General features: G+C 70.3%; 20 protein-coding genes. 12 read left to right on the top strand and 8 right to left on the bottom strand.

Features of this window, described 5'->3' with window-relative positions:
* Positions 1–75 precede the first annotated feature (75 nt).
* On the top strand, positions 76–2,178 hold the full coding sequence (locus D7Y04_RS22270; RefSeq protein ID WP_121760637.1) for a sulfatase: 2,103 nt from the start codon (positions 76–78) through the stop codon (positions 2,176–2,178).
* 29 nt (positions 2,179–2,207) lie between these two features.
* Positions 2,208–2,720 (top strand): hypothetical protein, encoded by a 513-nt coding sequence (locus tag D7Y04_RS22265; protein WP_121760636.1) that lies wholly within the window; start codon positions 2,208–2,210, stop codon positions 2,718–2,720.
* Here the strand turns inward: D7Y04_RS22265 and D7Y04_RS22260 are convergent.
* The 4 genes from D7Y04_RS22260 to D7Y04_RS22245 all read right to left on the bottom strand — a co-directional run bounded on the left by D7Y04_RS22260 (position 2,701) and on the right by D7Y04_RS22245 (position 10,416).
* The gene (locus D7Y04_RS22260) at positions 2,701–7,470 is read right to left on the bottom strand and encodes a hypothetical protein (RefSeq protein WP_121760635.1); all 4,770 of its coding nucleotides are present in this window, start codon (positions 7,468–7,470) and stop codon (positions 2,701–2,703) included. The two genes, D7Y04_RS22265 and D7Y04_RS22260, sit on opposite strands and share 20 nt — an antisense overlap.
* Before the next feature lie 116 nt (positions 7,471–7,586).
* Positions 7,587–8,336, bottom strand: coding sequence for a CPBP family intramembrane glutamic endopeptidase (locus tag D7Y04_RS22255; protein WP_158627576.1), 750 nt, complete (start codon positions 8,334–8,336; stop codon positions 7,587–7,589).
* Positions 8,337–8,641: 305 nt separating this feature from the next.
* Complete coding sequence (locus D7Y04_RS22250) at positions 8,642–9,253, bottom strand: hypothetical protein (RefSeq protein ID WP_121760633.1); 612 nt, start codon at positions 9,251–9,253, stop codon at positions 8,642–8,644.
* Between the two features lie 227 nt (positions 9,254–9,480).
* Complete coding sequence (locus D7Y04_RS22245) at positions 9,481–10,416, bottom strand: AraC family transcriptional regulator (RefSeq protein ID WP_233601535.1); 936 nt, start codon at positions 10,414–10,416, stop codon at positions 9,481–9,483.
* Between the two features lie 147 nt (positions 10,417–10,563).
* On the opposite strand from D7Y04_RS22245, the gene D7Y04_RS22240 reads away from it, so the two are divergent.
* The 9 genes from D7Y04_RS22240 (at position 10,564) to D7Y04_RS22195 (ending at position 19,097) form a co-directional block, all read left to right on the top strand.
* Positions 10,564–10,980: a DUF4267 domain-containing protein gene (locus D7Y04_RS22240; RefSeq protein WP_121760632.1), complete on the top strand. Its 417-nt coding sequence runs from the start codon at positions 10,564–10,566 to the stop codon at positions 10,978–10,980.
* Positions 10,981–11,026: 46 nt separating this feature from the next.
* Positions 11,027–11,953: an MBL fold metallo-hydrolase gene (locus D7Y04_RS22235; protein WP_158627575.1), complete on the top strand. Its 927-nt coding sequence runs from the start codon at positions 11,027–11,029 to the stop codon at positions 11,951–11,953.
* 435 nt (positions 11,954–12,388) lie between these two features.
* A complete protein-coding gene (locus D7Y04_RS22225; RefSeq protein ID WP_121760630.1) occupies positions 12,389–13,567 on the top strand; it encodes a serine hydrolase in 1,179 nt (392 codons plus the stop codon).
* A gap of 107 nt (positions 13,568–13,674) precedes the next feature.
* A complete protein-coding gene (locus tag D7Y04_RS22220; protein ID WP_120575853.1) occupies positions 13,675–14,121 on the top strand; it encodes a Spy/CpxP family protein refolding chaperone in 447 nt (148 codons plus the stop codon).
* A gap of 102 nt (positions 14,122–14,223) precedes the next feature.
* The gene (locus tag D7Y04_RS22215; RefSeq protein ID WP_120575854.1) at positions 14,224–15,033 is read left to right on the top strand and encodes a hypothetical protein; all 810 of its coding nucleotides are present in this window, start codon (positions 14,224–14,226) and stop codon (positions 15,031–15,033) included.
* Entirely contained in the window at positions 15,030–15,911 is an 882-nt protein-coding gene (locus D7Y04_RS22210) for an aldo/keto reductase (RefSeq protein WP_121760629.1), read from the top strand. The genes D7Y04_RS22215 and D7Y04_RS22210 overlap by 4 nt, the downstream gene beginning before the upstream one ends.
* Positions 15,912–16,076: 165 nt before the next feature.
* A complete protein-coding gene (locus D7Y04_RS22205; protein WP_120598728.1) occupies positions 16,077–16,322 on the top strand; it encodes a FruA-associating protein, FapA in 246 nt (81 codons plus the stop codon).
* A gap of 103 nt (positions 16,323–16,425) precedes the next feature.
* Positions 16,426–16,893: a (2Fe-2S)-binding protein gene (locus D7Y04_RS22200; protein WP_120598727.1), complete on the top strand. Its 468-nt coding sequence runs from the start codon at positions 16,426–16,428 to the stop codon at positions 16,891–16,893.
* A complete protein-coding gene (locus tag D7Y04_RS22195) occupies positions 16,890–19,097 on the top strand; it encodes a molybdopterin cofactor-binding domain-containing protein (RefSeq protein ID WP_121760628.1) in 2,208 nt (735 codons plus the stop codon). Before D7Y04_RS22200 ends, D7Y04_RS22195 begins: the two co-directional genes overlap by 4 nt.
* Here D7Y04_RS22195 and D7Y04_RS22190 read toward each other — a convergent pair.
* Together D7Y04_RS22190 and D7Y04_RS22185 are read right to left on the bottom strand one after the other, a co-directional pair.
* A complete protein-coding gene (locus D7Y04_RS22190; RefSeq protein WP_121760775.1) occupies positions 19,094–19,738 on the bottom strand; it encodes an Isoquinoline 1-oxidoreductase subunit in 645 nt (214 codons plus the stop codon). The genes D7Y04_RS22195 and D7Y04_RS22190 overlap by 4 nt on opposite strands.
* Positions 19,739–19,824: 86 nt before the next feature.
* On the bottom strand, positions 19,825–21,015 hold the full coding sequence (locus tag D7Y04_RS22185) for a substrate-binding domain-containing protein (RefSeq protein ID WP_120598725.1): 1,191 nt from the start codon (positions 21,013–21,015) through the stop codon (positions 19,825–19,827).
* A 151-nt stretch (positions 21,016–21,166) separates the two neighbouring features.
* Between D7Y04_RS22185 and D7Y04_RS22180 the strand changes: the two genes are divergently transcribed.
* A complete protein-coding gene (locus tag D7Y04_RS22180) occupies positions 21,167–21,988 on the top strand; it encodes a hypothetical protein (protein ID WP_233601534.1) in 822 nt (273 codons plus the stop codon).
* A 29-nt stretch (positions 21,989–22,017) separates the two neighbouring features.
* Here the strand turns inward: D7Y04_RS22180 and D7Y04_RS22175 are convergent, their stop codons facing one another.
* Together D7Y04_RS22175 and D7Y04_RS22170 are read right to left on the bottom strand one after the other, a co-directional pair.
* On the bottom strand, positions 22,018–22,875 hold the full coding sequence (locus D7Y04_RS22175) for a WGR domain-containing protein (RefSeq protein WP_121760626.1): 858 nt from the start codon (positions 22,873–22,875) through the stop codon (positions 22,018–22,020).
* Positions 22,876–22,917: 42 nt separating this feature from the next.
* On the bottom strand, positions 22,918–23,892 hold the full coding sequence (locus D7Y04_RS22170; protein ID WP_121760625.1) for an NAD(P)-dependent oxidoreductase: 975 nt from the start codon (positions 23,890–23,892) through the stop codon (positions 22,918–22,920).
* Positions 23,893–23,901: the final 9 nt, after the last annotated feature.

The raw sequence follows: 23,901 nt of genomic DNA, 5'->3' as shown, positions 1-23,901 counted from the left end.
CCGTCCGTCCGGGCGTGGGCACTCCTTCCGGGAGTGGGGTGGCCGCCGTGGGATTCGTGACCACGCTGCCCCAGGATGCCCGCCTTCGCCCGTACACCGCCGACGCTCGCTCGCGCCCTCCTGCTGGGCTGCCGGGCGGGCCTGCTCGTCTTCCTGGCGCTCTACACGCTCTGTGCCCTGATGAACATGCAACTGGGTTACCAGGGGAACGAGAGCCGCGTCGTCACGGAGTACGTGTGGAGTGAGTGGCGGAGCGTGGTGCTGTGGCAGGTGGCGCGGCTGTTGGGCGCGTACTGCGTGGTGGGCCTGCTGCTCGGGGCGCTTCTGGGGGCCGGGCTGTGGGCGGCGGAGCGGAGCCGGCGCGCGGTGTTCTGGCTGAGCGGCCTGGGGTGCCTGGTGGTGGAGGGCTTCCTGGTGGCGGCGGACATGGCTCGGCATCCGCACCTATACGCTGCGACGCTGTATGAGCGCTCGGAGGTGACGGCGGAGGTGCTGCGGGTGTTGAGCGGCACGCAGCCGTCGGGATGGACGTTCGCGGCGGCGGTGCTGCCGGTGTTGAGCGTGCTGGCGGTGGTGGGACGGTGGCTGGCGGAGTCCCCTCGCTGGCGCGGCGTGTTGGGCGGCGTGACGGCCGCGGCGGCGGTGGCGGGCTTCACGGGGCTGGGGCTGACGTGGACGGAACAGGGCCCGGAGTCCACCGGACGTGCGCGGCCGAACCTGCTCATCCTGGCGTCGGACGGACTGCGGCCGGACCACCTGTCGGGCAACGGCTATTCGCGGCCCACGTCGCCGAACATCGACCAGTTGATGGAGGAGGGCACGCGCTTCAACGACACGGTGGTGCAAGTGCCACGCACGGCGCCGTCGTGGACGACGCTGCTCACGTCACAGTACGCGGGCGAGCACCCGGTGCTGCACACGCTGGTGGGACGTGAGGCGCGCGAGACGAAGCTCACCACGTTGGCGACAGCACTGGAGGCGCAGGGGTACCGCACGGCGGTGGTGGCGGACTACGCGGGGGATCATTTCTCGCGGTTCCCGTATGGATTCCAGAAGGTGTCCGCGCCGGACTTCCGCTTCCCGGACCTGGTGCGGCAGCGGATGCTCATCACCCACGTGGCGCTGCTGCCGTGGACGGCGCTGGCGCCGTGGCTGTTCAAGGAACGGGGCGAGTTCCCGGAGCTGACGGACCCTGCCCCACTGCGCACGCGGGTGCGGCATGTGCTGGATGGGCTGCCGGAGGACGCGCCGTTCGCGCTGGTGGTGTTCGCGTCATCCACGCACTTCCCGTACGCCGCGCCGTGGCCGCTGGAGGGCAAGTACGTGGAGCGCGGGTATCGGGGGCCTTGGCGTTTCGGTGCGAGTCCTCGGATGGAGGCGGATCCGGACGCGCCCGCGACCACGCCGGAGGATGTCGCGGCGCTGGGTGCGAACTACGACGCGGGGGTGCGCACGTTCGATGGGCTCGTGGGGAACGTGCGCGCGGACCTGGAGCGGCGGGGCCGGTGGGACGACACGCTGGTGGTGCTGGTGTCGGACCATGGCGAGCACCTGGAGGATGAAGGGCTGGGCCAGGGCCACGGAGACCACCTGTGGGGCAGCGCGGGGCTGCGCATCCCGTTCGTGATGCGGATGCCCGGGCAGGTGGCCTCGGGGCGGCAGGTGACGCAGCGGGCGCGCTCGCTGGACGTGGCGCCGACGGTGTTGGATTTGCTGGGCGTGCCCGCGCCGGAGTCTTTCCGGGGACGCTCGTTGGCGCCGCTCGCGCGACCGGGGCCTGAGCCCAAGGCGTTGCCGGATGTGCCCGCGCTGATTGAAACGGATGTGTGGTTCAGCGACAGGGATGGGCATGCGTATCAGACGGTGCGCATGCCGTATCCGTGGCTCTATGAGATTGCGATGGTGGAGGGCGACACGGGAGAGATTGCACTGAAGCCGGAGTGGGAAGGACCGGTGCGCCGGGCGCGGCACCGGGGGTTGTATCTGGGACGGTGGAAGCTGTTGGAGATGCCCACGCCGGATGGGGTTCGGGTGCAGCTCGTCGACACGGTGTCGGATCCATCGGAACTGCGGGACGTGGCGGGAGACCATCCGGACATCGTGGCCACGCTGAGGGCGAAGCTCGCGGCGGAGCTGCCGGATGCGGCCGGTGAGGCTCGCGGCGCCGTGGGACCATGAACGAAGCACCGCTGCTAGGGTGCCGTGCCATGGCCATCATCATGGAAGGACTGACGAGCTGTCCCATCTGCGGCAGCACCGACTTGTCGAAGCCGTATACCGCGACATCCGGCGTGGCCTTCCCTGAAGGGGATGAGCTCTGGCATTACTGCGACGCTCCGCTGCATCTCGAATGCCTGGCTCACTGGCCGCACCGTGAGCGGTTCTCCCGCGGCTATTTTGATCTCTGGAGAGATGAATCCATGAGCGGCCACGGCGTCCTGCTGGCGGAGGCGCCCAGGTGGCTCCTGCGCTGCGGTCCCGCGAAACCAGAAGCCGAGCCCTACTATGTGGAAGTCCACATCGCCGACTGGCCCATGAGGCTCTATTCGCGCTGGGCGCAGTGGCCGGACTACTCCGCGCAACAGTATCGCCAGGGGCTGATTGGAGAGGCGTTGGAGGCGGCGGACGAAGTCATGTCGGAGGTTCGCAAGATTGCTCCCGACCTGGAGTCCCTGCGGGCGTTGAGGCAGCGGATGCTGTTCAAGCCAGCCTCGCCCTGAAGGCCCCGTCAGCGGCCCTCCCCGGCACCTCCTCCAGGCTGGAGATGACCCGCGCGAGCAGCGCGCGCCGGTCCGGGCGGGCATGGGCCAGCTCGCCTCGGAGGATGGGCAGCGCGGCCCCTCCCATGACGAGCAATCCATCCCAGGCCGCGCGCGCCACCGCATTGCGGCGGTCAGGCAGCAGCGCCGCCACCTCCGCCACCGCTGGCAGGTGCCCTCCGAACGTGAGCGTCCGGACGGCCCGGACGACGTGCCCGGCCTCCGCATCCTTGAGCAGCTCGCGGGTCAGCTCCAGGTACGGCTCCCGTGGCACCTGGACCTTCAGCAGCCGGTGCGCCTGCAGGCGCACCGAGGGCTTCCGGTGGGTGAGCAGCCCCGTCAGTCGTTCGACGACGTGAGGCGCACGCCTGAGCACCATCCACTTCATCGCCTTCACTTCCGGCTCGGGGACCTCCCAGGCCAGCGCCTCCAGCCTCCGCTCCACGTCGCGCATCAGCTCCGCGGGGAGCTTCTTTTCGAGCGACGGATCATCCAGGACGAGGAGCGCGAGCGCCGTGACGACCTCCGTCCGCAGCGCGGGCGTGGTGACCCGCGCGAGCAGCGCGCTCCGCACCTCCGGGCCCTGCCGTTCGAGCCCTCGCGACACCGCCGCCAGGGCCTGGGCGTCGTCCTTCTGGTTCACGATTTCGATGAGCCCGTCCGCCAGGCGGAAGGCGTCTTCACGGCTCCCCCAGGAGGCGCGTCCCGCGAGGACCTGCAACGCCGCCTCGCGATGACCGTCGTCCTCGTGGACGATGCGCAAGAGCGCGTCCTCCAGCATCCGACCGTCGCGGCCCTGCGCGGGGTCCGCTCGCTGGAGCCACTCCAGGAAGTGCGTTCGCGACAGGCCTCGCGCCTGGAGGAACATCGCCATCAACTCGGGTCCCCACACCGTATTGCCCGGGAGGATTTCGAGCGCCGCGGAGTGGCCTTCTCGAAGCATCGGAAGGACGAAGGGCAGCACCCGGGCCGCCGGGAGCGAGCGCAGCCTGTCCGCCGCCATCGTCCCCGACCGACCCCGGCCCATCCGCCACACGTCCAGCAGGAGCAGGACCAGGGAGGGCAGCAGACTCCGCTTCGACCCGAGCCCGCCGAGCAACTCCAGCAGCGACTCCAACCAGACGTCCCCTTCCAACTTCTCCGCATCGGAGCCCGGGGCTCCGAGGGAGCCGAGCGTCGCGCGCAGTGATTCCAGATCCTGTCGGTCCACGGCCCACGGAGGGACCCACCGGAGCGGCCGCGCCTCGCCAAGGATGTCGAGCAGGGATTTGAGGCGAGGCAGTCCCCGCACCCGCCAGAGCTGTCGCGCGGCCTGTCGGCGGACCTCGACGTGGGCATGGGACAACAGCTCGACGAGCAGCGCCTCATCCTCCGCCGAAGTGGGTGTCCCCAGCGCCGCGAGCGCTGCGAGGGCGATCCCCCGTTCATGGTGGCGCGCGAGTCGCCGCAGGGCCGCGCGAGCCGCCTTCGTTCCGACCTCCGCCATCCACCGCACGAGCACTCCCGCTCGCGGAGACGTCCCGGATCCGGCGGCGAGGGCAAGCTCCGCGAGCAGCGCGTCCTCCGGCACGCGTGTGCCCCACTCATCGCGGACGAGCTCCAACAGGTCCCCGTGCGGCCCTCGCGCCGCCGCGGCCAGCACCTGGAGCGGCGGCACTTCTCGCAGCGCGTACGGCACGAGGAACCGCCGCACCGAAGACCCGCGGGCCTGGGTCAGCGCCTCCATCAGACCAGGGCCGGACAGGTCCCCCGCGAGGATGCGTCGCTCCGTCCCCCAGAGCGCCACGCGCTCGTCCGGGAGCGAGGAAGCCATCCGAGCCTCCTCCAGGGAAGGGACGGCCTCCAACCGGAACAGGACGCCAAGGGCCTCGTGAGGCTCGATGAGCTTCCCCGTCCATGCGCGTCGAACCTCCGCGAGCGCCCCCACCTGCTCGGGCTCGGACAGCCGTCCGGCGAGCGCCGTCAGCAGGCCCAGGGCCAGTCGCCGCAAGGAAGGCCTGGGGCTGTCCAGCAGGCCGCGAATCCCATCGAGGTGCCGCTTGAGGACGGCCGCTCGCGTGTCCGTGAGGGCCGCGCTGGCCACCGCCGCGAGCCGCTTCGTGAACTCCTCTTCCGCGGTTTCGAGCAGGGCCGCGTCCCCGGACGACAGCGCGTCATCCATCCACGCGAGGTCCGCATCCAGCCGCCGCTCCCGGAGCAGCCTCGCCTGCACGGGGTCGTCGGACGTGGCGGGAATCCACTGCGACAGGCCATGGCGCCGCAGCAGCACCTCCAGCGTCTCGCGCGCCTGCGACGAAAGCAGGAGGACTCCGCCATGGACCGCATCGTTCAGCACCTTCGCGGAGCGTGTCCCACGCCGCAGGAGTGACACGAGCGCATGGGGCGACAGCTCGCCGGAGAGCAGCTCGCACAGCAACTCCTGCTCACGAGGCGTGTCAGCGTCCTCGAGTGCATCGAGCACGGTCGCCACATGGCCCCGTCCGCAGGCCGCACGCAGCGCGCGGATGAGGGACTCGCGCAGGCCCGGGTTGTCGTGGCGCCGGAGCCAGCCCAGCATCAGCCCGATGGGCGGCGGCCAACCGGGGCCCGCGTTGACGAGCGCCTCGGCGGCGGTCTTCTTGATGTTCATGTTGGGGTGCGCGAGCCCCGCCGCGAGGAGCGGCACCGCCCACTCCACCTTGAACACCCCGAGGCCACTGAGCGCCTGTCGCAGGCGATAGATGTCCTCCGACCGCGCGAAGGGCACCAGCCAGGCCACGGCCCGCGAATCTCCGGAGTGCGCGAGGCACTCCAGCACGAGCTTCGGCACCTGCACGCCCTCATGGCGCAGCAAGCGCCGCAGCCGCCGCGCGAGCGCGGGGTGCCTCCGGCCGACGAGCTGCCCCAGCACCCGTTCGAGCTGCGCGTCGCTCAGGTCCCGCCGCTGGAGCAGGTCGAGCAGACACTCCGTGAGGACCCGCGCGCCGGCTTCGTCTTCCGATACGGGGGCGGAACGCCGGTCCGGGCGCACACGACCCCGGGCATGGAGCCCACGCCCCACCTGTGCGACGGCCTGCTGCGCCGCGGACCGGACATGCTCGTCCGCATCGAGCAACAGCTCCCCCAGCGGCACGAGTGCGCGCCGCCGGGCTTCATGGCCGAGCTGGCCGATGGCCTGGAGTCGCAGCGGATGCTGCGTCTGGAGCGCGATACGGGAGACCTCGCAGAAGGACGCGTCGTCGTAGCCGGGCTGAAGGCTCGCGAGCACCTCACGGCTCGGCTCGACCTCCACTGGTGAGGACATGGACGCGGAGGTGTCTTCAAGCGCCGCCAACAGGGCGTGCGCTTCGGCGCGCCAGGCGGAATCCGTCAGGCCCGGGTGGGCACGAAGGAACGCCACAGTGCGCGCGCCGCCCAGGTGGTGGAGCGCATCGAGGCAGGCCCAGGGTTCGGCATCGAAGCAGGCGAGGAGGTCCTCCTCGGCGGCGTCGTGTCCCTGGTGTCCAAGTGCCTCGATGACCTCCGGCCGGAGCGTGCGCGCTTCGGGCCGGACGAGCAGGGCGCGGAGCAGGTCGAACGCCTCCGGACCGTCCAGCTCCCGCAAGAGCGCGAGGTGCCGGGTGAAGTCCGCGTCCGTGGCGGACAACCGCCACAGCGGTTCGACGCACTCACGCTGCCGGAGACTCAACACCTCCGCGATGACCTCGGGCGTGATGGCCGGGTTGGAGAGGAACAGCTCGCGCACCCGGGGGACATCGTCCGGCTCGCACCGCACGCCCCGCCGGTAGAGCGTCTGGAGAAACCCCGCGCACGTGGGGCCGAAGAGGAGCGGATCCTCAAGTGAGAGGTGGAGCGACAGCCGCAACTCCGCATGGCTCGCGAAGGGTGCCAGCAGGGCCATGGCCTCGCGTCGCACCAGGAGCGATCGCCGGCCGTCCTCCATCACGAGCCGCAGCGCGGCGGCGTCTCCTCGACGGGCGAGGATGCGCAGCGAAGCGAGGGCCAGTCGCTCCGAGCGCTCCAGCAGGCCCTGGAGCGAACCGAGGGGAGGCGCCAGGTCGGGCCTCGCCGCCCAGGGTTCAGCGAGCAGCTCCGCGGCCTGGAGCGCCACCCGCGCGTCCGGGGCTTCGAGCGCGCGGACCGCGACCGCCAGCGCATGCTTCACCGTGACGAGTCCCAGACCGAGCGCCCCGCCCAGGTGGCGAAGACCCTCGAGCTGGACCTCCGGGTCCAGGTGGCCGCACAGCGCGTCGACCAGCGCCTCCGCGTCAACCCCATCGGCTGGGGAGAGTCGCTGCACGGCATGCAACAGCAGTGCGCCACCCGGCAGGACGGCCAGCTTCGCGGGTTCACGAAGCATCTCCGTGACGAGCCACTCCGCCTCCGCGTCAACGGGGAGCGGCTCCGTTCCCTTCGCCAGCGACGTCAGCCTCGCCAGGGGAATCTCCGGCGGTAGCAGCCGGGCCAGCCTGGCGAGGAGCACCTGCGACTCGGGAGCGCACGCGCCGAGGGCCGCCGGAAGTGCCTCCATCAGGGACACTGGCGTGTCACCGCCCTCCAGCCGCTCCAGGCGGCGCTTCAGGTGCAGCAGCGCCGCGTGGACCTCTTCCGGATCGGACGCGGCGAGCAGACCGCGAAGCTCCTCGGGGGCCAGCCGCTCGGTGAGGAGCCGCTGCGTGAGGAGCGCACGGCGACGACGCGGGGTGAGCTCGACCGGTTGGGGCTGAGGCATGGAACCCTTATAGGCGGGCCGGGGAAAGCCCGGCACGCCCCAGGGGACGCCGGCCGTGCCTCGCCCTGACACCCACGGAGGGACGGCTCGCGGTGCCGTGGGTCCTTGAGATGCTTTCAGGGCCCGGCGAGCACAGGCTCTGGCGGCCGGGCATCCATCCGCCGCAGTGCTGTCACCGTTCCCACGAACGCCAGCGAGCACACCGCCAGCAACGTCACGTGGATGGAGGCTGGTAGCTCCGTGGTGGACGGCGCATAGCGAGACAGCAGGAACGAGGTCAGGTTGTTGAAGACGTGGACGAAGATGGGCAGCCGCAGGCTTCCCGTGCGCTCCGCGAGCCAGCCCAGGAACAGGCCCATCATCAGGGCCATGGGACTGTGGATGGGATCGAAGTGCAGGATGCCAAAGAGCGTGGCGGCTCCCGCGATGCCAGCCGTGCGCCCCCAGCGCTCCACGAGCCGCGTCTGCACATAGCCCCGGAAGAAGAGTTCCTCCCCGGTGCCCGCGACCAGCGAGCCAAAGAACAGCAACGCCGCGAAGGTCGCGACAGAGCCCTGGCTCGCGGCCTGTAGCCCCCTCAGTGACGCCCCGGAGTTCCACACGCCTGCGAGCACCGACAGGCTCTCCATGGCCTGCCCCATCGTGAAGCAGCCCACCAGCGCGGCCACCCAAGCCCACGCAGGTATCGGCGTTCCCGCGTCCAGGCGCAGCCGCAGCCTCAACGGCGTGGGGGACAAGAACCCGCCCAGGAGCGCAGCGGCCAGCCCAAAGCAACTGGACGTCATCACGGCCGCGACCATCAGCCAGGGCATCGACTTGAGCTGCTCAGTCAGGGCCTGGATGGCTTTTGTGTCCTGGGGTTTCACTCCTGAGCGGAGCATCTCCATCGCCATCGCGATGCTGGCGGAAATGACGCCCCCGACGAGGATTGCCGTCACCAGGAGCGCGAACGCAACCAGGACCGTCCACACGCGTGGCGGCGATGTGGGGACCGGCGAATGGGCGGCGGGGGACAGGTCGGAAGGTGAATCCATTGCGGCCGATGCTACCGCCCCTGGTCGACCGAAAGGAGAACGACCTCATCACCGAGAAGTTCAAGCCCTCGAGGGAGCTGGGCTTGATCCGCTCCAGCCACCATTTCTGCTCCCTCAAGCATGCGCGGTTCGCGACCCTACGGTTGCTTCCGCACGGCGAGGGTGATGGACGTCATTCCCCCCGAAGGCTGGAGCGTGACACGGCCCGCGGTGAAGTCCTCCTCCTTGAACTGATACAGGAGGACACTGGTGATGGTGTCATTGACGCTGACATCACTGTCCCAGACGCGGAAGGCCCATGGCTCCGCGAGCAGACGACCCGCCGTGGCGGTGCAACCGCCCGAAGTCCACGCGGGCGTGTAGCTCTCCACTTCCGGTGTGACGGAGGTCATCGTCGCCCCCGGGCATTGCATCTCCACGAAGACATCTGGCGCGGAGCCATCCGCATCCCAGGCTGTGCCATTGTTGCTGACCGTGATTTGAGCGGACGTGGGCTGGACGAACCAGACACCCGCCGGATCCGCACCACACGTCTGCTCCGTCTTGCAGACCTGGGCCGCGTTGCACGCCTTGCACGCGGCCCCGGCCTTGCCACACGCGGAAGCGGTGTTCCCTGTCTGGCAGGTGTTGTTGAAACAGCAACCCGTGCAGTTCGCCGCGGAGCACGTCACCGGGGGAGTGTTGTCCTCACCCGGGTCGTCACCGCCGCCGCAACCCGCCAGGAACAGTCCCGCGACCACTGCCAACATCCTATGAGTCTTCATGCCGGTGTAACGCCCCCAAGAGGTCGGTGTTCGGGGCGCAGGATGTCCAGACGGACGTCAGCTGTCTTTACCTCTCCCGGGGGATGGCGCATTCAGGGCTCCCGGTAGAAGCTCCCTCGCGTTGCGCCGAACGGGAAGCGCCCCTGCGCCATCTTCCCTCCGGCTCCGGGCCTGCTTGCCCCCCATCCTGAGCGCGAATCACGAACTCCGGTTCATCCCTCACGAGCCTTGCGCCGGTACTCGCCGGGAGGCACTCCCATCTCCCGTCGAAAAGCCCGATTGAAGGCGAACTCGGACTCGTAACCCACGCGGCCCGCGATGGCCGCGAGCCCGTCCTGTCCCTCGCGCAGCGCGTGTGCGGCCTCCTGCATCCGAAGCCGCGTGAGGTACTCATGAGGCGCCACGCCCACCTCGCTCGCGAAGCGCCGCGCGAGCGTCGCCCTGGAGGTCCCCGAGCGCCGCGCCAGCTCGCTCACGGTCCAACTCCGCCCTGGCTCCGCGTGCATCCAGCCCAGGGCGCTGGCGAGCGTCCGGTCGCCGAGCGCCCCCAGCCAGCCCGCGCCGCCCGGCGGCTGCGCGTCCGCCCAGGCACGAAGCACCTGCACCAGGAGGATATCGAGCAACCGGGAGACGATGACCGAGGCGCCCCGCTCTCCCCGCTCGTACTCCCGTTCGAGCAGCGACACCGTGGGCAACAGGGCACGCGCGTCCTCGGAAGCCCCCCGCAGGTGGACCCGCTCGGGAAGCAGCCGCAGCACGGGATGCGCCCCTGGCTCGTCGAACGCGAAGAAGCCGCAGAGCACCCGAGACTCCACGCCGGCCCCACCCAGTACATACGAGGAAGCCCCTTCCCCACGTGTCGCCAGCCACTCCTCCACCCTCACCTTGGGGCTGCGAGGCGAGTCCGCCATGGCATGCCCGTCGCCGCGCGGCAGCAGCACGACATCTCCCGGCCCCAGCGCGACGGTGTCCCGCCCCTGCGTGAGGTGACAGGAGCCCGCGATGACCAGATGCAGGGCCGCCGTGTCCGTGGGTGCGAAGCGCAGCCCCCAGGGGGCCCGTGCCACGGTGCGGCAGTAGAGCTGCCCTCGCAGACGGGTTCGCTCGAGGATCTGCCCCAGCAGGTCGGAAGCATGCGCGAGGTCCATGCCCTCGAGGCTAGCAGCGGGCTGCCCCCAGCGCTCATGCTCTGAGCGTTTCAGACAAAAGGTTGAGCTGCCCGCTAATGGCGGCTCCGAGGCCAGCACGTCACATTTCCATTCATGAACGACACCCGCACTTCAGCTGGAGGCCTCATGAACCCGAATCCCTCACAGTTGCCCTGGAAGCTCACCTCGCCCACTGCCTTGTTCACGTTGCTGCTGGGCGCCTTCATGTTGTTCCTCAGCCTCAATGCCGCGCTGAACCCGATCAGCGCGGCCAGGGGCTTCGGTCTGCGCGACTCCGGGAGCGAGGTCATCCCCTGGCTGTACATCAAGGCGGGCAGGGACCTGGGCCTGGCACTGGCGATGTTCGCCCTGGTGGCCATCCGGCAGCGTCAGGCCGCAGGCGTCTTCGTCCTCGCCTGCATGGTGATGCCCATCGTGGACGCGCTGACCGTGATGCATGGCGGTGCCTCGCTCGCCTTCGCGCTCGCTGTCCATGGAAGCGCGGCGGTCTACGGAGTCGTGCTGGCCGCCGCGCTGCTGCACCCCCGGAAGGGCACCGCTTGATCAAATTTCACGCAGGGCGACGGCGGGAGCCGGCAAGATGCCAGCCATGAAGAGAACCCTGTGGCGTCATGTGGGCCTGGCCGTCGCAGCCCTGCTGCTGGTGTTGGTCGTCGTCGCGGCCGTGGGACTGAGCGACGCGAACGTACCGGAGACCTCGCGCTTCGACGCCGACCTGGGCGCCATCCGGGCCCTGGCCGTCTCCACTGGCGCGCCGCTCCCCACCGGATTGCGCAGCCAGCGCGTGGGCCGGGCCTCCGGAGTGCCCCACGCGCTCGTGGTGGCTGGCGGCGGCTTCGGAGAGGACTCCTTCGACTTCTACGCGTACCAGGTCGTCTATGCCGACGGCCGCACGGTGCTGGTGGATGTCGTGAACGACGAGAAGACACAGCTGGCCCAGTTCCCCGGCTCGGAGTTCGACGCCGCGGCCTATACCCGGGTCCAGGAGGCGCTGCGCCGCGCGGACGCCACGGTCGTCACCCACGAGCACTTCGACCACTGCGCGGGCATCGCTCACTCGGCATACCTGGACGAGGTGGCGAGCAAGGTTCACCTCACGGATGAACAACTGAGAAGCCCGCTCGCGCAGGAAGCCGGCTTCACCGCGGAGCTGCGCGCCAGGCTCACTCCGCTCCAGTACGAGCGCCTGCACCTGCTGCGCCCCGGCGTGGTCCTCATCAAGGCCCCGGGCCACACGCCCGGCACCCAGCTGGTGTACGTACGGCTCGTCGACGGGCGCGAGTTCCTGCTCGTCGGCGACGTGGCCTGGCACCAGGACAACATCCGGCTCCCGAGGATGCACCCGCGGCTCACCAACTGGCTGGGCGGCGAGGATGCACAGGCGATGGCACACCAACTGCGATGGCTGCACGACCTGCTGCGCACCGCGCCCGAGCTGCACCCGGTGGTGGCCCACGACGGCGCGCAGATGCAGGACTACCAGCGCAGTGGGCTCATCCAGGACGGGCTGCTCTGATCCATTGGCTTGGGCTGATGTCTGACGCCCCCATGCCACAGCGCCAACAAGTGATGAGCGATGCGGACTGCCTGGCCGAAGCAGAGCGGAATCCAGCGGCTGCTGGCCGAGCAGTCAGCGCGCCATGGCCGCGCTGTCCCGTGGATCGAGACCTGTCCGGGCAATCTCGATGCTTGCCACGAGGGTGCTCGCGACGACATCCGTCACCAGGAGAAGCACGAACGTAACCAGCACCGACCACACGTGCGGACGCGGCGACTCGGGGAGCGGAGGGCTGGTGGCGTAGGACGGCTCGGAAGGGAATCCAAGGCGGCCGAGGGTACCGCCCATGTGGGCCACGCCGCGAATCCACCGCCTTGGAGCAATCGGCCGTGGCCGCACTCGTTGTACGGACGATAGGGTCTGCTTCATGTCTCGCGGATGGGAGCCCATTGCATGAAGAGGCTGCGCGCCTGGAGCCTGTGTGTGTTGCTTGCCAGCGGCTGTGCCACGACGTCTGCGGTCCGTGAGTCGCCACCCGTTCCTGACGTCGCCGCGCTGGATGCGGAAGCGGCTCGCGCGATGTCCGCGACCGGCGCCAAGGGGCTGGCCATCGCGGTCATCGACAACGGGCGCGTGGTGGCGACCCGGGCCTACGGCGCACGCGATGCGAAGGGCGAACCGCTGCGCACCGACACGGTGATGTATGGCGCGTCCATCACCAAGACGGTCTTCGCGTACCTCGTGATGCAGTTGGCGGACGAGAAGCGCATCGACCTCGACACGTCCATCTCGAAGTACCTGGACAAGCCGCTGCCTGAGTACCCGGACGAGGACCGCTATTCGACCTGGTCCCATCTGGCCGGCGACGAACGCTGGCGGGACATCTCGCCTCGCGTGCTGCTCACCCACAGCGCGGGCTTCGCCAACTTCGGGTTCCTCGAACCAGACGAGCGGCTGCGCATCCACTTCGCTCCGGGCAGCCGCTTTGCCTATTCAGGAGACGGCATCATCCTGATGCAGTTCGTGCTCGAACGCGGGCTCGGGCTGGACGTGGGTGCGGAGATGCAACGGCGCGTGTTCGACCGCTTCGGCATGCGCACGACCAGCATGACGTGGCGGCCGGACTTCGCACAGAACCTGGCTGACGGCTGGAAGGCTGACGGCGGCGTGGAGCCTCATGACGAACGCAGCCGGGTGCGCGCGGCGGGTTCCATGGACACCACCCTCGATGACCTGGCGCGCTTCGCGGCCGCGCTGGTGAGCGGTGAGGGCCTGTCTCCGGAGGTCTTCGCCCGGATGACCTCTCCGCAGTTGCCCATCACCACCCGGAGCCAGTTCCCTACCCTGCAGGACGAACTGCCGCCGGAGTCACGGCGCAAGGACCTGGCGGCAGGCCTTGGCGTGGTGGTGTTCGACGGTCCTCAGGGACGCGGGTTCTTCAAGAACGGCCATAACGACAGCACCGGCAATACCCTTGTGTGCCTGCCGCGTGGACGCCGCTGCGTGCTCATCCTGAGCAACGACGTCCGCGCTGAACCCGCCTATCCCCACCTGGTGCGCTTCGTGTTGGGCGAGGCCGGGGTGCCCTGGGATTGGGAGTACGGCGACATGGCGTTCTGGGATGGCCGCTGAGCCTTCACACTTCTTCACGCCCTGCTCAAACCACCGCAACCGGCGGCTTCCATATTGGTTCCAGTCAAGCAGCGGGAAACAGCACCCCACTCCTGGAGCCACACGCCATGAAGAAGACGCTCGTCATCGCCGGTACCGCCGTCGTCGCCGTCACCCTGCTCACCGGTTTCGGCTGGGGCCGCCATCACCGCGGCACGCCCGACCCGGAGCGCATCAACCAGATGGTCACCTGGAAGCTGGACGACAAGCTGGATGACCTCAACGCCACCGAGGCCCAGCGCTCCTCCATCCACGCCGTGAAGGACCGCCTCCTCAACGAAGGCCAGTCGCTCATGGAGGGCCAGAAGGCCGCACGCTCCGAGGCCGTCGCTCAGCTGGCGTCCGAAACGCCTGACTCCGCGAAGCTCCACGCCCTGGTGGACGCGCGCATCGACGCCGCTCGCGCCTTCGCCCACAAGGCCGTGGATGCCGTGCTCGAAGTCCACCGCACGCTCACCCCTGCCCAGCGACAGGAGCTGGTCAGCGACTTCCGCGAGCGCACCGGCGAGAAGTAGCCCCCGCCCGAGTGGGTCTCACGGTGCGCTCGGAATGACACATTCCGTGTCCCACCGTGAACCTTCGTGGGCAGGAATGACGCGCGCGGTTATTGTCGGTCGGTGGATTACACCGACTACGCTCGACGCATCCGCTCCCACGCCTCCCTGGGGGAGCTCTCTGAATACGGCCAGGTGCATGAAGGGGGGCGCGACTATCCCCTCTTCCGCCTCATCGTCCCGGGCGACCGTTGGCTCGTCATCACGTCCGGCTTCCATGGGGAGGAGCCCGCCGGCCCGCTGACGCTCGCGAAGCACCTGCCGGACATCGTCGCGTACGCGAAGTCCAAGGGCGTGGGCCTGCGCGTCTACCCGTGCATCAACCCCTCCGGCTTCGAGGACGGCACCCGCTACAACCGCAGCGGCGAGAAGCCCAACAACGACTTCATGCGCTACGAGGTCGCTCCCGGCGAGTGGCGCGGCGAGCTCGTGGGGGACCCGTCCATCCTCCGCTGGGCCCTGTACGACGGCGGCCCCAAGGAGACGCGCGCGGTGCGCACGGACCTGGCGCGCTTCCCCGCTCCGGACGCCGCGCTCGACATCCACCAGGACAACTACCTGGGCGGCGTCGCCACGTACGCGTACGTCTTCGGAGACAAGACCGCCTACCACTCCATGCAGGAGGCCGCCGCCGCGCATGCCACCGTGGTGAAGAGCCGCAAGGTGGATGACAACGCCTACGCGGACGAGCACGGCCTCATCGTCTTCCACGACGGCAGCGTCACCGATTGGTACATGCGCCAGGGCGTGCCGTACGCCGCCGCGCTGGAGACCACCACGCCCATGTCGCAGGACGCCTGCGACGCCGTGAACCTCATCTGGATCCGCGGCTTCATCGACCTGGCCGCGCGTGGAGAGGGTCCCACCCGATGATTCAACGTCCCCTGGGGAAGAGTGGTCTCACCGTGTCCGCGCTCGGCTTCGGCGCGGGGCCCGTGGGCAGTGAAGCGCTGAGCGACGCCGACGCGGAGGCGCTCCTCAACGACGTGCTCGACGCGGGCATCACGCTCATCGACACCGCGCCCAGCTACGGCGTGTCCGAGGAGAGAATCGGCCGGTTCCTCGGCGCTCGCCGCCGCGAGTTCGTGCTGTCCACCAAGTGCGGCTATGGCGTGCCCGGTGTGGAGGACTGGACGCCCGAATGCATCACGCGCGGCGTGGACCTGGCCCTCCAGCGCCTGCGCACCGACGTGCTGGACGTGCTGCACTTCCACTCGTGTCCTCCGGACGTGCTCCACCGCCCGGGGCTCATTGAAGCGCTCACCCGCGCGGTGGAGGCGGGCAAGGTGCGCGCCGCTGCGTACTCGGGCGACAACGCGGGTTTGGACGCCGCGCTGGGGACGGGCGCGTTCGCCGTGGTGCAGACGTCCGTGAACCTCTTCGATCAGCGCTCGCTGGACCATGGCGTGGCCAAGGCCCAGGAGCGCGGCGTGGGCGTCATCGCCAAGCGGCCCCTGGCCAATGCACCGTGGCGCTTTCCGGGGCGCCCCTACGCTCACGACGTGGGCGAGTACTGGGAACGGATGCAGCGCATGGCCCTCCAGACGGACGGCCTGGACTGGCCGGAGCTGGCGCTGCGCTTCACCGCGTTCGCGCCGGGCGTGGCCACCTGCATCGTGGGCACCACGCGGCTGGAGAACCTGCGCGCCAACGCTCGCACCCTGGAGCAGGGTCCCCTCCCCGAGCCCACCGTTCAGGCCATCCGGGACGCCTTCCGTCGCAATGACACCGGGTGGGACGGCGTCATCTGACGCAGCCCGCCAGTCTGACGTTCCGTCCTCCATCGAAGATTTCAGCGTCGGCAACTGCTCACTATCGACGTTTGTCTAGTCCATACGGGTCGGGTGCTCAGCCTGGGGGGCGTGGCAACCATCCGATCCATGAACGCGATGCCAGAGTCTGAGAAGGATGGAGAAATGGTGGAGCTGCACCCCACCTCGCTGGATTTGAACCAGGTGGATCCCACCCCGCAGGTGGCCAACTGGCTGCGCATGCGCGCGAGCCAGTGGCTCACCACGGCGCAGAGGGACTTCAACGCGGCCCTCTTCGCGCGGGATGGTTCGGAGGCGTCGTTCGATCGCTACTGCGATGCTCGCTCGGAGCTGGACTCCGCGGAGGCCTGGGCCCTGCGCGTCGCCGAGTTCGTGGCGCACGTGCGGTAGGTCCGCGCGGTGTTGATGGGAGGCGGACGTTCGGCGTCCACCTCCGCCGGAGCCCCTGAGCGGGACTGCTAGCCTTCCGCGCCTCCCCTGGAGGAGCCCGCGGATGGCCTTCACGCTGAACGTCAACGGAGCATCCCACGTCATCGACGAAGAGGAGGACATCCCCCTTCTCTACGTACTGCGCGACACGCTGCGGCTCAACGGCGCGAAGTACGGCTGCGGCGTGGGCCAGTGCGGCGCGTGCACCGTGCTGCGTGACGGGGTGCCGGTGCGCTCGTGTGTCGTTCCCGCCGTGTCGCTCCAGGGACGGGAGGTCACCACGCTGGAGGGCCTGCGCGCTCCGGACGGCACACTGCACGCGCTCCAACGCGCGTTCCTCGCGGAGCAGGCCGGACAGTGTGCGTACTGCATCCCGGGGATGATCCTCTCCGCTGCGGGACTCCTGCGACGGAAGCCCTCTCCCACCGAGGCGGACATCCGCACCGCGCTGGATGCGAACCTGTGCCGGTGTGGCTCGCACAACCGCATCGTGCGTGCGGTCCAGCGCGCGGCGGCGGAGCTGGTGGAATGAGCGCTCCGGTCACCCGCCGCTCGGTGTTGAAGGGCTCGTTGGTGTTGGCCTTCGCGCTCGCGGGGCCGGATGTCGCGTGGGCCGCGCCCGGGAAGAAGAACGGCCTGCCCCAGGACCTGGCGCGCACGCCCGAGCTGGATGCGTGGATCCGCATCGGCGAGGACGGCGTCGTCACGTTGATGACGGGCAAGGTGGAGCTGGGCCAGGGCATCCTCACCGCGCTGGGGCAGTTGTGCGCGGAGGAGCTGGACGTCGAACCGTCGCGGCTGCGCGTCGTGTCCGGCGACGCGCGCGTCTGTCCTCCTGAGGGTCCCACGGCCGGGAGCATGTCCATTCCCAATGGCGGCGCGGCGGTGCGGCAGGCCTCCGCGGAGGTGCGCGCGCTGCTGGTGGACATGGCCTCGAAGCGACTGCGCGTGCCGGCGACACGGCTCACCGTCCAAGACGGCACGCTGCAGGATACGGGCGGACGCGCTCGCATCACCTACTGGGCGCTCGTGGGAGGAAAGCGACTCCAGCGCGAGGCCACCGGCACCGTCGCGCCCAAGCCTGCCTCCGAACGCAAGCAGGTGGGCCGGCCCCTGCCCCGGGTGGACCTGCCCGCGAAGGTGTTGGGGGTCGCGCGCTTCGTCCAGGACCTGCGGTCCGACACGCTGGTGCACGGTCGAGTGGTGCGCGCGCCCACGCCGGGTGCGTCGCTGGTGGCGGTGGACTCCGCGCCGGTGGCCGCGATGCCCGGCGTGCTCAAGGTGGTGCGGGACGGAAGCTTCCTGGGTGTCATCGCCACGCGCGAATGGCAGGCGGTGAAGGCCTCCGCCGCGCTGGCCGCCGCCGCGCGATGGAAGGACGGCGCGCCCCTGCCCAAGGAGCCGTATGCATGGTTGCTGGCGCAGCCCACGCAGGACACGGTCATCCATTCCGTGGAGCGCCCCACCGACGTCGCGCACGCGCGCACGCTGGCGGCCACCTATCGCCGGCCTTACCAGATGCACGGGTCCATTGGTCCGTCCTGCGCGGTGGCGGAGTGGGACGGCACCACGATGACCGTGCATACCCACAGCCAGAGTGTCTTCGAGACGGGCGAAGCCCTGGCGAAGATGCTGGGGCTGTCCAAGGAGCAGGTGCATTGCCGGCATCAGGAAGGCTCCGGTTGCTACGGCCACAATGGCGCGGATGACGTGGCGGCGGACGCCGCGCTGCTGGCCCGAGCACTGCCCGGCCGCGCGGTGCGCGTGCAGTGGTCTCGCGAGGACGAACACACGAATGAGCCGTACGGCTCCGCCATGGTGACTCGCGTGCGCGCGGGCGTGGATGCGAACGGGGACGTGCTCGATTGGGATTACGCGCTGTGGTCCACGGCGCACGGGACGCGGCCCGGGGGCGAGCCCGGCAACCTGCTCGCGGGCCGTTCGCTGGCGAAGCCCTTCGCCCAGCCGACGCCGAGGAACGGCGGACCGCCGAACTACTCCGCCGACCGCAACGCCATCCCTCTGTATGCCTTTCCGGGGCAGGCCGTGACGACTCACTTCGTGAAGGCGATGCCCGTGCGCGTGTCGTCCATGCGCGGCCTGGGTGCCTACGCGAACGTCTTCTCCATCGAGTCCTTCATGGACGAACTGGCACACGCCGCGAACGTGGACCCCTCGGCCTTCCGGCTCCGGCAGCTTCGCGATGACCGGGCAAAGGCAGTCATCGTCCGCGCGACGGAGCGGTTCGGTTGGGAGCGCTACCAACGTAAACCGCACCATGGACGAGGGCTCGCCTTCGCCCGGTACAAGAACCTGGCGGCGTATTGCGCGGTGTGCATGGAGGTCTTCGTGCCTCCCGACACGCTGGTGCCTCACGTGGTGCGCGCCGTCATCGCCGCCGACGCGGGCGAGGTGGTCAATCCGGATGGACTCGCCAACCAGTTGGAGGGCGGGCTCATCCAGTCCCTGAGTTGGAGTCTGAAGGAATCCGTGCGCTTCGACTCGCGGCGCATCCTGTCTCGCGACTGGGAGGGCTATCCCATCCTCACCTTCTCCGAGGCGCCGCCCGTGGACGTGCAGCTCATCGACCGGCCGGAGGAGCCGTTCCTCGGCGCGGGGGAAGCGAGTCAGGGCCCCTCGGCCGCGGCGCTCGCCAACGCCGTGTTCGACGCCACGGGCCTGCGCGTGCGGGACCTGCCCATCACCGCTGAGCAACTGAAGGCCCTGCGCGGTTAGGGCTTCGGACAGTGGGCGCCGGTGTCCACCCAGGCCTGGATGAGCGCGCCGAACTCCGCCTGCGTCCCGGGCACCGGCTCGCGTCCGGCGCCTGGGCTCCAACCCCAGCCCACGAGCACGTCCTCCGCCATGTGGTGCTGGATGGCGGACAGGTCCTTGCCGCCGTTGCGATTCGGGTCCTTGAGCTGCTCGCAGATTTCGCCCAGCGAGCGCCCCACCCACGCCATCTCCACCGGGGCCAGGGCCCACTTGGGATTGCCCGGGATGCTCGCCACGGTGGCGCCCACCGTGGGCGTGTTCGCCGACTGGTGACAGGCCATGCAGGGCAGTCCGGGCGCGCCGTGGCCGTCCTCACCGCCCACCACCGCTGGGACATGCGCCTGCTGGGCCATGCCCTGTCGAGGCCGCCCGTCCGCCGGGTGGCAGTTCGTGCAGCGCGGATGGGCAATCACCCGCCCCGCCTCCACGAAGAGCGCCACGGAACGCGCCTGCGTGTCCTTGATGCGCGCGAAAGACGCCACGGGCCGCAGTGCATTCGAGGCCACGGGTACTTCGGCGTCAGGCGTCCGCGTCCCGCTCCGGCAGCCCGTGAGCGCGGCGACAGCACACGACAACAGGAGGACGGACCGGTGGCTTCGCATGCGCGCGGAAGCGTGACATGGGACGCAGGGAGCCAGCCATTCCAGCCGTCGCTGAATGTCCACCTTCCGGCCCCGGCGTGCGGCCTTCAGCGCCCCACGCCCATGCGCGTCCACAATTCCAACAGCGTGCGTAGCACGGACGCATCCGGCACGTCCGCCGCGGGCGGCACGTCCACGCGGATGCCGTGCGCCGCCAGCCGCGTGAAGGGGTTGTTCGCGTCCGGCGTCTTCAGCGGCACGGACGGATCCGCTGGCCGGAAGCCGAACGCCAGCGCCCGGGCCTGCACCTCCGGGCTGCGCAGGAAGGCCACCCACTCCAGCGCCGCCTCGCGCTGCTCGGGCGTCACCCAGTCCGCTTGCAGCACCGCCGCAGGATGGTCGCTCCACAGCGTCACCGGCGGATAGTCCACCCGCAGCGGCCCCCACCGGCCCTGGGCTTGATCCAACTGCGCGATGGCCAGGCTCTCGTACACCAGCGCCAGGTCGTAGCGGGACGGCCCGTAGCGCACCAGGTCCGTCATGAACGTGCCCGTGGACGGCTCGAAGCGCGTCACGCCCCGCTCCAGTCCCTGGAGCCACGCCTGATAGCCCGGATCCAGCAGGTCACCCTCCTTCACGCTTTCGCGCCGGCCCAGGTACTCCAGCGTCGCGGACAGGAGCGCCTGCAGGCCGGAGTTCGACTTCCGGGGGTCCGTGTGGCCCAGCTTCACGAAGCCCCACTCCGGCGGGCCTCCCACCGCGGGCCAGCCCCGGTCGCTCGCCACCGCGCGCTGGAGCGTCTTCCACGACAGGGCCGCGCCACCGCCCGCCTTGCGCAACACCTCCATCCGGTCCTGCCAGCCCACGAACACCAGCGGCGTGATCACCAGCGGATGCGGCACGGCGTCACCCTGCGTGGCGAACAGCGGCCCGTGCGAGGCATCCGTCGCCCAGTCCGCCGCGAGCATGCGCAACTCCGCGCTGTCCGCCGGGCTCCACACCGTGGGCTTCTCCCGCCCTTCCAGGATGGCCTGCGCCGCCTCCAACGAGCCCCGCCCCACCAGCGTCACCCGCACCCGCGGATGCGTCCGCTCGAACTCCGCGAGCGCCGACTCCACCCACGCGCGCTTCTCCGTGCTGTAGAGGAACGTGATGTCCGTCACCCGCCGCCGCGACGGCAGCACGGTGGACTCCGGCTCCGGCGTCCCCTGGAGGGGCGCCATCGGGGCCGCCAGCAGGTAGAACACCCCCAGCAACGCGGCCAGCATGCCAATGACGAGGAGAGCCCGGGGCTTCATGCTCCCCCTCGTACCCCGGGTCGCGGTCCCGGAAAGCCCACCGGTGCTTTTGTCACAACCCTGTCACTCACAGCCTCTCCCCCGGCCGCTCCCCTTCCAGGAACCATCCTGTCGGTTTGTTTGCCCTCATAGGACTGGCAGAATGGGCCGGATGACGACACTGGCACGAAGCATCGCGCTCCTGGGACTGGGAGCGGTGTTGGGGGGCTGCGCGGCGAAGCAGGCCCCGCCCGTCCAGCACTACGCGCTGGGCATGTCCCGGGCGGAGTATCGGGATTACACGGGGGCGAAGGCGAGCCCCTGCGACGCGGAGCCGCGCTGGTTCCAGGACGAGCTGACCGCGGTGAACGGCCTGCTGGCCCGCTTCGTCAAGGAGACGGACCAGGCCCTGGACCCGAAGGGGCTGGAGCACGCGAAGCACCTGGAGCTGCTGGAGGAGGGCCTGCGCACGCTGCCCCCGGTGCTGAAGGTGCACGAGGCCAACCTCCAGGCGCTGAAGACCTGCGACTTCCGGCGCGCGGGCGCGTTCCCGGACCTGGCCCGGCGCGGCGGGGAGCTGCTGACGGAGACGCGGGAGCGGATGGAGCTGGGGCCCCGGATTCAAGCGGCCGCCGCGCTGCGCGAGGCGCAGAAGCAGTGGCGCGAGCAGGGCGGGGAGCGCGAGGCGAAGGCGCGCGAGACGTGGTGCCCGAAGCCCGTGAAGGTGGGCCAGCCGGACCTGTTCTTCGCGCGCCTGTCGCCGGACGGGCGCACCGAGTGGTTCTTCTGCGACGGCCACGTGGTGGAGAAGTCCGGCGGCGGGGAGCCCACGCTGCTGAGCCCGGAGGGGCTGAGCAAGGCGGAGCGCCGCCGGGTGCAGTCGAAGAAGTACCTGGACGCGGCGCAGACCTACCCCGAGGAGGAGATGGACCGCGAGCCCACGGCCGCCACCCTCCAGAAGCCCGCGGCGTCCGCGGGTGGCAGCGCGCCGTAGGCCAGGGCGTGACGCGCGGACCTCCGCCGTCACGCTCCCAGCCGGGCGAGCCGCTTGGACAGGTGCGCGTCGCCGCCCGCGTCCACGCCGCCTACGAAGGCGGCGAGCGACTGGCCCGCGCCGGACAGGTGGGCCTCCACGTGCGGCTTGAGCACGGTCCAGCGCTTCGTCCAGGCGTCCTCGGAGCCGTCGCGCAGGTCGGGGCGCTCGGAGAGGAGCGCCGTCACGCGCAGCGCCAGCTCCGGGTCATTGAGCGTCCGCGCCGCGGCCACGCCCGCCGGCACCGAGCCCGCGGGCGCGGACTTCCACATCTCCGCGGCGCGCTGGAAGGCCGTCACGTCCACCTGGGACAAGAGCCCCAGCGCGTGGCGCACCGGCAGCCGTCCTTCCGCCTTGGGCCCCACCACGTGCGCCATCAGCGCGGTGAAGGGCGAGGCCAGGGCCGGGTGCGCCGAGGGGTCCACGCCGCCCAGGGCGCGCAGCGCGTGGCGGGCCTTGCGCGCCAGCCGCGTCACCTTCCAGCTGGGCCCCTTGAGCTTCGACTGGAGCAGCGCGAGCGCGGACGCGGCGGCGGTCACGGCCTCGGGGCCCGGCGTGGCGGCGGCCACGCGGCGCGGCAGCACGAGCGCGGGAGGCGGCGGGGCGGCGGCCTTCGGGGGCGCCGCGGGCGGGGCCTCGCCGGTGGACACCTCGGCGTAGCCCTCGCGGACCTTCTCCGCGACCTTCTTGTTGTACTCGCGCAGGGCGGCTTCCTCGTCGGGGAAGGCCTTCTCCTTGCGCTGCCCCGCGGTGCCAATGCGACCGTAGGTGACGATGAAGTTGGCGCCCTGGACCTCGGGCATCCAGAACTTGGAGCTGTTGCCGTCGACGAATTCGAACCTGCGCATGACCGGGAGGCTACTCCAACCCGGGGGGACTTTTCCCGCGCTTCAGCCCGCGTTCGTGGCCAGGGAGCGCAATCCCTCGTCCCGCGACACGCTGCCCGTGTAGCCCAGCTCCAGCCGGGCCTTCTCGTCGCTCACGGTCACCTCCTGGCCCACGAGCAGCAGCTCCGTGCGGGACAGGGGCGGAGTGCTCTTGAGGCCCAGGATGTCCCAGACGAAGTCGCTGACCACGGCCACGGTCGCGGCCAGCGCGGTGGGCATGGCCTTGTAGCCGGGCTCCACGCCCTGCGTCTTCAGGAGCGCGGTGACGAAGGTGCGGAACTCCACGGGCGGGCCGTCGGTGAGGAAGTACGCCTGACCGCCCTGCCCCTTCTCCGCGGCCAGCAGCATGCCCTCCACCACGTTGGCCACGTGGCAGGTGGACGTCAGGTAGTGCCCGCCGCCAATCCAGCGGAAGCGCTTGGACTTCACCGCGGCGACCAGCGCGGGCAGCACGGTGGTGTCCCCCGGTCCCCAGACCATGCGGGGCCGCACCGCGACGGTGGTGAACTCCGGCGAGTTGACCTGGAGCACGAGCCGTTCAGCCTGGCCCTTGGTGGACGGGTACGGGCCCACGGGGCGCTCGGGCAGCGGATGCGTTTCGTGGAGGTTCACCATGGGGCCGCCGTCCACCAGCACGGCCTCCGTGCTCACGTGCACGAAGCGCTTCACGCCTGCCGCGCGCGCCGCCTCCAGCACGGCCTCCGTGCCGCGCACGTTGGTTTCATAGAAGGCCGCGCGGGGGCCGGACATCTTCACGTGCGCGGCGGCGTGGAAGACGGTGTCACAGCCCTCCATGCCCAGGCGCAGGCGCTCCGGGTCGGAGAGGTCGCCCTCCCAAGGCTCGCCGCCCGCGGCCTGGATGGCCTGTGCGGCCTCTGGAGAGCGGGCCAGCGCACGCGCCGGTTCCCCGCGCTTCGCGAGCGCCGCGAGCAGGTGCTTCCCGACGAACCCCGAGCCACCGGTGACGAACGCGCGCACGTGTGAAGC

Source organism: Corallococcus sp. AB038B (assembly GCF_003668955.1).
GTDB lineage: Bacteria > Myxococcota > Myxococcia > Myxococcales > Myxococcaceae > Corallococcus > Corallococcus exiguus.
This window is presented reverse-complemented; position numbering and strand designations above follow the sequence as displayed.

Bases quoted from the DNA above. Each gene is read 5' to 3' on its own strand.
- D7Y04_RS22270 (WP_121760637.1), top strand. From the start codon at position 76: ATGCCCGCCTTCGCCCGTACACCGCCGACGCTCGCTCGCGCCCTCCTG.
- D7Y04_RS22265 (WP_121760636.1), top strand. From the start codon at position 2,208: ATGGCCATCATCATGGAAGGACTGACGAGCTGTCCCATCTGCGGCAGC.
- D7Y04_RS22260 (WP_121760635.1), bottom strand. From the start codon at position 7,470: ATGCCTCAGCCCCAACCGGTCGAGCTCACCCCGCGTCGTCGCCGTGCG.
- D7Y04_RS22250 (WP_121760633.1), bottom strand. From the start codon at position 9,253: ATGTTGGCAGTGGTCGCGGGACTGTTCCTGGCGGGTTGCGGCGGCGGT.
- D7Y04_RS22245 (WP_233601535.1), bottom strand. From the start codon at position 10,416: ATGGACCTCGCGCATGCTTCCGACCTGCTGGGGCAGATCCTCGAGCGA.
- D7Y04_RS22240 (WP_121760632.1), top strand. From the start codon at position 10,564: ATGAACCCGAATCCCTCACAGTTGCCCTGGAAGCTCACCTCGCCCACT.
- D7Y04_RS22235 (WP_158627575.1), top strand. From the start codon at position 11,027: ATGAAGAGAACCCTGTGGCGTCATGTGGGCCTGGCCGTCGCAGCCCTG.
- D7Y04_RS22225 (WP_121760630.1), top strand. From the start codon at position 12,389: ATGAAGAGGCTGCGCGCCTGGAGCCTGTGTGTGTTGCTTGCCAGCGGC.
- D7Y04_RS22220 (WP_120575853.1), top strand. From the start codon at position 13,675: ATGAAGAAGACGCTCGTCATCGCCGGTACCGCCGTCGTCGCCGTCACC.
- D7Y04_RS22210 (WP_121760629.1), top strand. From the start codon at position 15,030: ATGATTCAACGTCCCCTGGGGAAGAGTGGTCTCACCGTGTCCGCGCTC.
- D7Y04_RS22205 (WP_120598728.1), top strand. From the start codon at position 16,077: ATGGTGGAGCTGCACCCCACCTCGCTGGATTTGAACCAGGTGGATCCC.
- D7Y04_RS22200 (WP_120598727.1), top strand. From the start codon at position 16,426: ATGGCCTTCACGCTGAACGTCAACGGAGCATCCCACGTCATCGACGAA.
- D7Y04_RS22195 (WP_121760628.1), top strand. From the start codon at position 16,890: ATGAGCGCTCCGGTCACCCGCCGCTCGGTGTTGAAGGGCTCGTTGGTG.
- D7Y04_RS22190 (WP_121760775.1), bottom strand. From the start codon at position 19,738: ATGCGAAGCCACCGGTCCGTCCTCCTGTTGTCGTGTGCTGTCGCCGCG.
- D7Y04_RS22185 (WP_120598725.1), bottom strand. From the start codon at position 21,015: ATGAAGCCCCGGGCTCTCCTCGTCATTGGCATGCTGGCCGCGTTGCTG.
- D7Y04_RS22180 (WP_233601534.1), top strand. From the start codon at position 21,167: ATGACGACACTGGCACGAAGCATCGCGCTCCTGGGACTGGGAGCGGTG.
- D7Y04_RS22175 (WP_121760626.1), bottom strand. From the start codon at position 22,875: ATGCGCAGGTTCGAATTCGTCGACGGCAACAGCTCCAAGTTCTGGATG.